General features: G+C 61.3%; 12 protein-coding genes and 1 pseudogene. 3 read left to right on the top strand and 10 right to left on the bottom strand.

All coding sequences use genetic code 11. The features are described from left to right. Positions 1-593: pseudogene (locus AC1DSN_RS13265) on the top strand (hypothetical protein); the annotation flags it as partial. Here the strand turns inward: AC1DSN_RS13265 and AC1DSN_RS13260 are convergent. From AC1DSN_RS13260 to AC1DSN_RS13245, 4 genes are all read right to left on the bottom strand, one after another. Then, a complete protein-coding gene (locus tag AC1DSN_RS13260; RefSeq protein WP_477295500.1) occupies positions 586-1,545 on the bottom strand; it encodes an MBL fold metallo-hydrolase in 960 nt (319 codons plus the stop codon). The pseudogene AC1DSN_RS13265 and the gene AC1DSN_RS13260 sit on opposite strands and share 8 nt — an antisense overlap. Before the next feature lie 95 nt (positions 1,546-1,640). After that, the gene (locus tag AC1DSN_RS13255) at positions 1,641-2,030 is read right to left on the bottom strand and encodes a cupin domain-containing protein (protein WP_477295498.1); all 390 of its coding nucleotides are present in this window, start codon (positions 2,028-2,030) and stop codon (positions 1,641-1,643) included. A 10-nt stretch (positions 2,031-2,040) separates the two neighbouring features. Continuing rightward, a complete protein-coding gene (locus AC1DSN_RS13250) occupies positions 2,041-2,820 on the bottom strand; it encodes a class I SAM-dependent methyltransferase (RefSeq protein WP_477331063.1) in 780 nt (259 codons plus the stop codon). Positions 2,821-2,923: 103 nt separating this feature from the next. Then, positions 2,924-3,625 (bottom strand): 2OG-Fe(II) oxygenase, encoded by a 702-nt coding sequence (locus AC1DSN_RS13245; RefSeq protein WP_477298750.1) that lies wholly within the window; start codon positions 3,623-3,625, stop codon positions 2,924-2,926. Between the two features lie 153 nt (positions 3,626-3,778). On the opposite strand from AC1DSN_RS13245, the gene AC1DSN_RS13240 reads away from it, so the two are divergent. Beyond that, the gene (locus AC1DSN_RS13240) at positions 3,779-4,507 is read left to right on the top strand and encodes a methylated-DNA--[protein]-cysteine S-methyltransferase (protein ID WP_477331061.1); all 729 of its coding nucleotides are present in this window, start codon (positions 3,779-3,781) and stop codon (positions 4,505-4,507) included. An 18-nt stretch (positions 4,508-4,525) separates the two neighbouring features. Here AC1DSN_RS13240 and AC1DSN_RS13235 read toward each other — a convergent pair whose 3' ends face one another. From AC1DSN_RS13235 to AC1DSN_RS13210, 6 genes are all read right to left on the bottom strand, one after another. After that, the gene (locus tag AC1DSN_RS13235) at positions 4,526-4,849 is read right to left on the bottom strand and encodes a hypothetical protein (RefSeq protein WP_477298384.1); all 324 of its coding nucleotides are present in this window, start codon (positions 4,847-4,849) and stop codon (positions 4,526-4,528) included. After that, entirely contained in the window at positions 4,846-5,385 is a 540-nt protein-coding gene (locus AC1DSN_RS13230; protein ID WP_477298385.1) for an RNA polymerase sigma factor, read from the bottom strand. The genes AC1DSN_RS13235 and AC1DSN_RS13230 overlap by 4 nt, the downstream gene beginning before the upstream one ends. Before the next feature lie 13 nt (positions 5,386-5,398). Beyond that, on the bottom strand, positions 5,399-5,755 hold the full coding sequence (locus tag AC1DSN_RS13225; protein WP_213947365.1) for a DUF6249 domain-containing protein: 357 nt from the start codon (positions 5,753-5,755) through the stop codon (positions 5,399-5,401). Between the two features lie 116 nt (positions 5,756-5,871). After that, positions 5,872-6,468, bottom strand: a complete 597-nt coding sequence (locus tag AC1DSN_RS13220) for a hypothetical protein (protein WP_477298387.1) — start codon at positions 6,466-6,468, stop codon at positions 5,872-5,874. A gap of 2 nt (positions 6,469-6,470) precedes the next feature. Beyond that, positions 6,471-7,721, bottom strand: coding sequence for a hypothetical protein (locus tag AC1DSN_RS13215; RefSeq protein WP_477331059.1), 1,251 nt, complete (start codon positions 7,719-7,721; stop codon positions 6,471-6,473). Next, positions 7,718-8,596, bottom strand: a complete 879-nt coding sequence (locus tag AC1DSN_RS13210; RefSeq protein ID WP_477297801.1) for a hypothetical protein — start codon at positions 8,594-8,596, stop codon at positions 7,718-7,720. Before AC1DSN_RS13210 ends, AC1DSN_RS13215 begins: the two co-directional genes overlap by 4 nt. A gap of 217 nt (positions 8,597-8,813) precedes the next feature. Here AC1DSN_RS13210 and AC1DSN_RS13205 point away from each other — a divergent pair. After that, the coding region (locus tag AC1DSN_RS13205) for a hypothetical protein (protein ID WP_477331057.1) at positions 8,814-9,393 on the top strand (580 nt) is incomplete at its 3' end.

The raw sequence follows: 9,393 nt of genomic DNA, 5'->3' as shown, positions 1-9,393 counted from the left end.
GTCACATCGAACGTGAATCGCACGGAGTATTCAGGCTCGCGATCGAACAGAGTTTCGGTAACTGTCCCAAGTACATCCAGGCACGGGACGCCTCATTCCCCTCGTCAAAGGCCGAATGGCAGCCGGCGATCGCCGAACAACTGCCCGCTCTGGACGAGCCGGCCCGCGCACTGATCGCGTCGGGCGACACGTTCTTCGTCGCTTCCTATGTCGATCGCGAGGGTGGTGAGCGTCAGGTCGATGTTTCCCATCGCGGCGGACTCCCTGGATTCATGCGCGTCGAGGCGAATGGGGTCATTACCGTTCCGGAGTTCCCAGGCAACACGTTCTACAACACGCTGGGTAATTTCCTGCTCAATCCCCGGGCTGGATTATGGTGCGCCGACTTCCGGACCGGAGACGTACTCCAGATGACGGGAGATGTTCTTCTGGGTTCCCACGGCACGGCGTCCTTCGCCGAGGCTGAGCAATTCTGGCAGTTCGTTCCCAGGCGCATCGTCCGTCGCCGTAGCGCACTGCGGCAACGGTGGATGCTTTTTGAAGACGGGTGGTCGCCGGACTCGCTCGACATGGGTACCTGGGAAGCTACCTGAGCCCGTCGTAGACGATACGGGTAAAGAAATCCGGATCGATCACGAAGTGCCCGTAAACCGCGTCATACGGCGCGGTCGGCTTTGCCGCGACCACTTCGTCACGCGACTTTCCCTGCTTCTTCAGCGCGGACACCTTGTCGCGAACGCCGGCAAGCATGTCGCGAAACTCGCGGAACTGCTTCTTGTTGCCGACGGGGCCGTGGCCCGGGACAAGAACGACATCGTCTTTCAACCGGGCGAGCACGGCATCGTCAGCCTTGATCATGCCGTCGATACCACCGCCGTTCTCGTTGTCGATGAAGGGATACACGCCGTTCCAGAAGAGATCGCCGAGCGAGGCCACGTTGGCCTCCTTGAAGACAACATACAGGTCGGTATCCGTATGGGCGGGATCGACCAACACGACCTCCACGGTCTGGCCGTCGAAGTGATAGGTCTTGTTGGCCGTTAGCACCTCGGTAGGAATCGCCCGGGCTGGAAGGGCCGGGAAGGTGAAGTCCCAGTCGTCGACGCGTATGGACCTCGAGACCCGCTTCACCGTGCCTGCCGTTGCGATGATCGTCGCGCCGTCGTCGCGAACCCAGGGATTCCCGTCGGTGTGATCCCAGTGATAGTGGGTATTGATCAGGTATTTGATGGGCGCGTTGCTTATCGCCGCAAGCGCGGCCTCGACTCGTGGCCGGGATACCGCGATGCCGGCATCTACCATCAGTTTGCCCTGCTTGCCCGTCAGGACGGTGATGTTTCCGCCGGAGCCCGAAAGCATGCTGAGCGGGCCGCGCAAGGGCGTGGTGTCGATCGGCGTCGTGGCGGCGGCCTTGTTGATCATGATGACCGGACTGACCGGCTTGGTGGGACCCTCTGCCCGGGCCATGCCGACGGTGGCACCGCCGACCGCGGCCAGCGTCACGGCAACGTCGAGAAGAACGGTCTGGAGCCGACTGCGTTTCATATCGCTGTCTCCCTGATAGCGACGAGGCGGCCGTCGCGGTCCTCCTATTCAGCGCCCCTGTCCGGCCGAATTCTTGTTGAATCCGGCCGGGTTCGTTACTTCACCCATTCCAGGAGGGGCTGGCCCTTCGGCACGATGTACGTGCCGATCTCGGCAGCATTCGTCGTGCCCACATTCTTTGCACTGTGGACGACGCCCTTGGGGACGAACAGGACGTCGCCGGCTTTCAGCGTCACCGGCGGCTTGCCTTCCAGGTCGTACTCGATCGTCCCCTCGACGACGTAGATGATCTCCTCGCCGGGGTGACGGTGTTTCGCGGCGATATGGCCGGGGTCGAGGTCGACCCGCGCCTGGACTTCCTCCCATCCTGGAATGCTCAGGTCGTGCTGTGACAGCTGCGTGCGCTTATCGGCCTGTACCGAGGTGCCCACAAGAAGCGCCGCGATGGCAACCAGGCCGCACATTGTTGGTTTAAATCGATGCATGACACTCTCCTTACTGTGCCGGCTTCTTGAAGCGCAGCATGAAGCGGTCGGTCTTGCCCTTGATCGCGGGATCGAAAATCTTGAGCGTGTGATCGTCTGCCGGATTGGCGAGAATCGTCGCCTCGGCATCGAGCACGAAGCCGGCCTTCTCGACTTCGGCCTTGACCGTCGCCGGGTCGATCCGGTGCAGATCTTCCGTGTTCTTCAGGCCCGCGCCCGGCGCAGCGGCGTGGTCGACGACCACGAAATAACCACCCGGCTTCAGCAGCTTGAAGACGGCCTGGTTGAATCCATCCACGCTCGCTCCGTTCATGAAGCTGTCGTGGAGGTCGTGATAGTTCTCGAAGGTCCAGATGACATCGAATGTATTGAAGGCGGAGGGCGCCGGCTGCTGGGCGATCGGATCCGAGATGGCTTCCACATTCCCGTGTCCGGGTTCGGCGGCTAGCGCTTTTGCCACCGCGACGGGATCCGACTTGAAGCCCGCGATCTCAGCGGGAACGTAGGCATATACCTTGCCCTTGCTGCCCACGACCGGCGAGAACAGCCGGGTCCAGTAGCCAGCGCCCGGCCATACGTCCATGACGACATCGCCGGGTTTCACCCGGGAGAACGCAACCAGGTCCGCAGGGCGACGCACGGCATCCTGCTGGGTGTCCTTCTCGGGCCGATGGGTATCGGCGATGGCGGCGGCGATGGAAGGGGCGGTGGCAGGCGGTGGCGTCTTCGCGACAGCGGCTACCGAGAGCAAGGCGGCGGCGGTCGCCGCGACGTAAAAGGCTGATTTCATACCTGGGCTTCCTGTTGGGTCAGTGGAATCAGGGTTGGAGCGATGCCGAGGTTAGTCCTTTCGCGGAAGCGCCGCAGCCATCGCCCCAACCGTCATGGTGCGCTCAGGTAGACCGGCCTGCATCATGAAAAATTACACCGAGGGTGTGCCGGTGCCCTGCCCGCAAGCGACTGACACCGTGGCGCAGTTTGACCTGGTAGTCACCGCGGACACCGCGCACGGGGCGACTGTTGACCGCGAAGAGAACGGCGTCGCCTTTCCGTAGTGGCACGACGGCCACCCGGGTCTGCATCCGGGGACGTTGTTCGGTAAGGACGAACTCTCCGCCGTCGAAATCGCGCCCGGGCTCGGAGAGCAGCACGGCCAGCTGCATCGGAAAGACGTGCTCCCCGTAGAGGTCCTGATGCAGGCAGTTGTAATCGTCGGGACCGTACTGCAACAACAGCGGCGTCGGACGCACCTGGCCGGCCTCGTGGCAGCGCTCGATGAAGGCGGCATGGTCGGATGGAAAGCGGACATCCTTGCCCACTCGCTCGTGCCAACGGTTCGCCAGGGGCGCGAGATGGGGATAGATCGACGTTCGCAGCGTTTCGACCAGGGGCGGCAAGGGATAGCTGAAATAGCGGTATTCCCCTCGGCCGAAACCGTGGCGAGCCATCACTACATGGCTGCGGAAACCCTGCCCGCCTCCGTACAGCCCGGAGATTCCGTCACATTGCCCCTCGTTCAGGAGCTTCGGCAGGACGGCCCAGCCCTGTGCGTCGAGTTCGGCAGAGACCGCGGTCCAGTCGATATCAAACATCATGAAAGCACTCCTCGTGAATACCGAGAAGGTCGCATCGATACCGCGGACGGACACTCCGATTCTTGCGCCTCGCTGGATCCGCAAGTTCCGGATAGTCCGCCTGCATGCGCTAGTCGATCATGGCGTACCCAATCGACAGCAATGGAGATGACCATGGCCAGCACACGCACCGAATCCGATCCACGTTGGGCAAGTGTCCTTGCACGAGATGCACGCGCCGACGATCAGTTCTGGTATTCCGTTTCGACCACGGGCATCTACTGCCGGCCCTCCTGCCGTTCCCGGCACGCCGACCCGAAACATGTTCAGCTACATGCAACCCTGGATGAAGCCAGGGCCACGGGTTTCCGGCCCTGCAAGCGCTGCCATCCGGATGGCGTCGTCGTCGAAGAGATCCGCTTCGCCGTCGGGGAGTCGACCCTGGGTACGATTCTTGTTGCCACAACCGGGAAAGGCGTCGTCTCCGTCCTTCTGGGGAATGACGTCGTCGAGCTGGCGCGCGACCTGCAGGAACRCTTTCCCACGGCACGCCTGTACAAGGCCGATCGCGACGAGAGGACATTCATGGCCAGGGTCGTCGCCTTTATCGAGGCACCGCGTAACGGGTTCGATCTCCCGCTGGACCTTCGCGGCACGGCCTTTCAGCGCATGGTCTGGGATGCTCTCCGCGAAATCCCGGCCGGCCAGGTCCTTTCGTACACCGACCTCGCAAAGCGCATCGGATCGCCCCAGGCCGTCCGCGCCGTCGCAAGCGCTTGCGCCGCCAATCACCTCGCGGTGGTCGTTCCCTGCCACCGGGTCGTCCGCAGGGACGGCCTGCTCTCCGGCTACGCATGGGGCGTGCAGCGCAAGCGAGCGCTGCTGGATCGCGAGGCCAGCTAGCGCTGGCCGTGCCGAATCTCAGATGTTGTCCACGGTCTTGCTGGCACCGACCACGAGGGCAGTGATCAGCAAGACCACGATCAGTCCGCTCGCGGGTACCGCAGCGGCGAGGTCGCCTACCCGTTGAAGCGGGAGGTGAAGGTCCGCAAACATCGTGAAGTTATCGGGTTTGATACCTATCACGACGGCCAGTGCGAGAACCGCCGAGCCAACGAGAATCCAGCCGCGGCGACGACGATGGCTACGGCGCACGGCCTGGCCCATGACCAGACGGATAAAGGCCTCGCCCTCCAGATGTCGATCATAGGCAAGCAGCTCTTCCAGCGGTGGCAGGCCGGTCATATGCATTCCTCCTCGGATCCTAACAGTCGTGCGAGCTTCTTCTTCGCGCGGTTGATGTGCGATTTGATGGTGCCCAACGGGGCCTGCGTGACCTCGGCAATCTCCGCGTGACTCATGCCTCCGGAAACGGACAAGGTCACCATCAGGCGCTCGTCGAGGCTCAGGTGCTTCATGAGTTGCTCCACGAGGATGTCTGACATGACGGTCGGCGCGGGCGATATCGCTTCGGGCATGCTGTCATGACCGACGAACTCGAGGCGCGAACGGTTGGCTACGTGACGGAGGAAGGTCCGGTAGGCGATGGTATGAAGCCAGGTCGATATCCCGGCCTCGCCCCGGAACGACACCAGGCTGGTGAACATCTTGAGGAAGGTCTCCTGTGCGATATCGTCGGCCAGGGCATGATCGCCGGCTGACAAACGCCTCAAGAACTGGCGAATGGGCGACTGGTACCGCCGTACCAGATCAGCAAACGCCCGCTGGTCTCCAGCAAGGAATCGGGAGATCAACTCGCTATCCGTCTTTGGCGTCAACACCGGTGCGGGCTCCTCAGAGGGAGCCTTGTCCTCGCTCCAGCTTCCACACCAGCAGGAAGCCAAGGCCCACGAAGATCGGGAACACCGCGACCGTGGTGAACTCCTGCACCATTCCCGTGATCGGGCCGGCGACTAAGGCCGCCACACCAATCGACATGATGATGATGCCGCGACGCATGTCGGTCTTGCGCGAGGACTTGTTGGTCGCCATTTGCGCGACCAGCTCCGAGGTCAACGGCGCCCCCTTCTCGATGGCGGTCCGTAGGGTCCGTTGCACCTCGAACTGGGTCCAGCTGTTCAGCACCGAAAAGGTGATGAACATGGCCGCGATGCTGAGGAAGCCGATGATGGGGATGTAGATACCGTCCATAAGTAATCCTGTCTCGTGGGTTGGCTGGAGTAGCCATGTACCCTTTAGAGACAGGCAAGCCACGATTTGGATGCACTCTCCGCAAAGGCATCCTTAGGTCCGTCCGTTGCCCAAGCCTAACCTTGCGCACCGACCTGCAAGGCGAACTCCTTGACAAAGGCCTTGTACGCGGCGTGAACCTTTTCGATATCCGGTGCTACTGCGGTCGTATCGAAGCTATCGTCCCAGGACGCCTGCCAGCCACTTCCGTACTGCCTGGCGAGTTTTGCCGAATCTGCCCGGATCTTGGCGGACACACCATGACCTCTGAAGGTCTTGAAGCAGAGTGCTATGTAAATATTATAGGTGTCGACCAGACCGCTTCCCGAGAACAACGGTCCATACAGGTGAATGAACTGGTCCAGTTTGCGCTTGTTATCCAGCACGCCGTTGGGCGTCATGCTCCGAAAGTTGCCGACCTTCATGAGGAAGCAATAAAGGTCGTTGGCGAGGGGCACGTATGCGGTGTAAAGCTCCAGCCGCTTCTTGACGAGCTCCTGGTTCACGGCTTTCTTTCGGTCGAACGCTATCGTCATCCATGAGCCAGCCACTGCACCGATGACGGCCAGGAGAGCTGATAACGACGGTATGACCCACCACGCGATGTCCGACGGTTTGTCGGCTTGTGAAAGGATCAGGTGGCAACGTTCCCACCAGAAAGGTTGGTAGTCCATGCCTATAACTCCCTGGAATCGCTGCTAGTAGGCGCGCCAATCACCATATGACGCAGTTCTTCGGGGAGCCTGCTCCCGAATTGTTGCGACAACCACTGCATGGCATCGCGGTGTGCCACCTGAAATAGCGCTGAGCTGAATCTGCCGCCCGTCTCAAGGACGGATATCCGCGAAGACGCGACGAGGCAGAAGGCGGCGAATACGAGCACACCCGTTGCGGTGGGCGAATCGGCCTCTATCGTGGACGTGGCGCAGCAATGTGCAACGAAGTCGGCGACCGATGCGCCTGCGCGCAGCCCGGCCAGACGCCCTACACCGACTGGTATCGGCAACTCCGCCAACGTACTGAATACGTCGCAAGAAACGGCATGGCTTTCGTCGCGATAACGCCGGTACCGATAAAGAATGTCCAAGTTGTAGAAAGGATCTCCGACCGTGCCTTCGATGACTAAATCATAAGTCGCCCATGCAAGGTCGGCAGACCTTTCTATCGGCGTATTTTCTCGCTCCGTCGCGTAAGAAGATCGCTTAGGGTCATTGAGCAGCCGAATGCCGCACGACGTGAGCAGTTCATGCATGGAGGGATCCATGACGAACGCGGACATGTCAATGCATCGCAGCATCCACATAAAGTGGTCCGTCGTCGCGATCCAGCGCGATTGGTCCTCGATCGGATCGTCGGGATATGGCATTCGCTCGATTAGCGAGATCCCAATTGACACGGCGGCGCGCGCTATGATCTGGTGACCGCGGTAATGCAGTTCGTCACTGAAAGGTGGCAGCGAAGGTCGACCTAGGTCACTTTCGCTCACCCCGAGAGCGAGCCAATCGGCAATCATGTGCGAAGCCACTCGCTGCCCCCAGTCTTCTTGTTCCTCCCCGGCGCCTTCATACTCATTCGGCCCCTCGGGCGGATTGGGTACCGTCTCTGGCGCTGGCGTCGCTCCACTAGCACCCCCACCGACATACACCTTCCGCACGAACTCAACGAGCTGATCGAGCGAATCGAAGCGCACCTCTCCGCTGTCGCCATACACGCCCGATTGCGCTCCCTGACTTATGGCGCCGAGCGAGAGCGCACGGCTGGACACTGGCACGGGACGGAAATGGGGCGCAGCCACGACCACGGCGTGCTCAACCTCCAGGTCTCCGATGTCCGCCTCGCCACTCTGGCGAAAACTGGCGAACGCAATTCCGCCATYGGCATCCAGTGCATCGATGGACCACCGCCTCCCTTCCTCTTGCATGGTCATGCCCTCACCCGCCCGTCTGTCGTCACGACACGATACGGAAGGTTGTTTGCCGCGGCGGACCTGGCAGCCTGTTCCCGGCGGTGGCGCCATATCAACTCAGCGAGAGTGGGTGTCAGTCCCTGCCTTTGCCGCTCGGCGATATGCATCTCCAGCGTGGCATCGGCAGAAGAAACGCGAATTTCCTCGATGCTCGAGACATCGAATGTCTCAAGCCTCACGACTTCGAAGTACTCCTCGTCATGCAGCAACGATGCGGCGATACGGCCAACTGTCAGCAACCGGTCGTCGATCGAAGGATCACGTATGACCTTGCAAACCAGCATGGACGCCACGTCAAGCCGGGTGCCCATCATGCGTTGGATCAGCGTGCCGACCTGGGCACCCTGGCTGATCATGTCTGCCATGGGAGACCGGGTGAGGTCATACGAGTTTCGGGAGAGGACCACCGTGTCGGCGGAGAACTCCGACGATTTCAGAACGATACACACGTCGCCGTAATAGCGCATGCCCACGCCGTTGAGTTCGACGGCGCCGTAATGGATATCCTCATGCGAGACCGGAGGCACCAGGGCAGACGCGATGGCTATGTCGACCCCGAGCCGACGCGGCGATACCTGCGAAGGGTTTCCAATCGTTCGCCGAGTTCCGCGGTGATAGCAGTTCACGTATCCGGACGCGAGAATCTGTGGAAGATGGGCGCTGGACACGTTGTATACGACACGGACACCGTCGCCCTCCCGTGCGGTACCGCTATCGATGCCGACACCATCGATCGCACGCGTGATCATGGACGCATTCGCCCCACGATAGTCGCCCCCTTTGCGTTGGCGAGCAATACGCTGGTTGGCTTCGTTGCCCCAATTCAATCGAACCATGGTCTACATCCCCTGTAGCGGCATTCGCCGACCGCGAAACGCTAACACTCGATGGCGCTCCGTTGCCACCCTGGACCTGATGACGGTTTGACGGCGCCTCCTTAAGTAGTTCTACGCACGCCCCCTCATGCATTTTCCCGACGCGACGCCCGCCCCTGCATGCGTAGATAGGCATGACGCTCACCATGCTGGGACGCGAGTCACCCGGAGGTCACCGATGAAAGCTCGCCACGCAGGCTCGACCCGATCGCTTCACGCGCTCTGCCGGATGGCGGGCGTTATCGGGGCCCTTGCGATAACGCCCCTGGCATTCGCCCAAGCCGCACCCCCATCCAGCGAGGCGAACGAAGCGAACAATCCGCTGACGCCCAAGATAACGGTCAGTTTCCAAGACCAATGGGCGCCGCAGCTCTACGACAGCAACGATTACACCAACGCCTTCCTGTTCCGCGGCGTCATCCCGAATGCGGCTTTTGGCACACCGCAACTCTTTCGCTACACGCTGCCTGTCGCGACTGCTCCCACACAGACAGGAACGACCACGTCGATCGGCGACCTGAACCTGATCGACCTGTTTCCCTTCAAGGTCGGTAACACCGAGGTGGCGATAGGGCCCCAGATCACAGCACCGACGGCAAGCAAGGACGAAACCGGCACCGGCAAATGGCAGGGTGGTCTGGCGGCGATCGTCATCGCGCCGCAGAAATGGGGTCTGCTGGGAACGCTGGTGACATGGCAGCAATCGTTCGCAGGGTCCAACCGACGCCTCGACCAGAACAGTCTCGCTTTCCAACCCC

It is taken from the genome of Luteibacter sp. P4_D7_3 (assembly GCF_056401735.1).
Note: the sequence above shows the minus strand (reverse complement) of the source record. Positions and strands in the feature narration are given on the sequence as shown.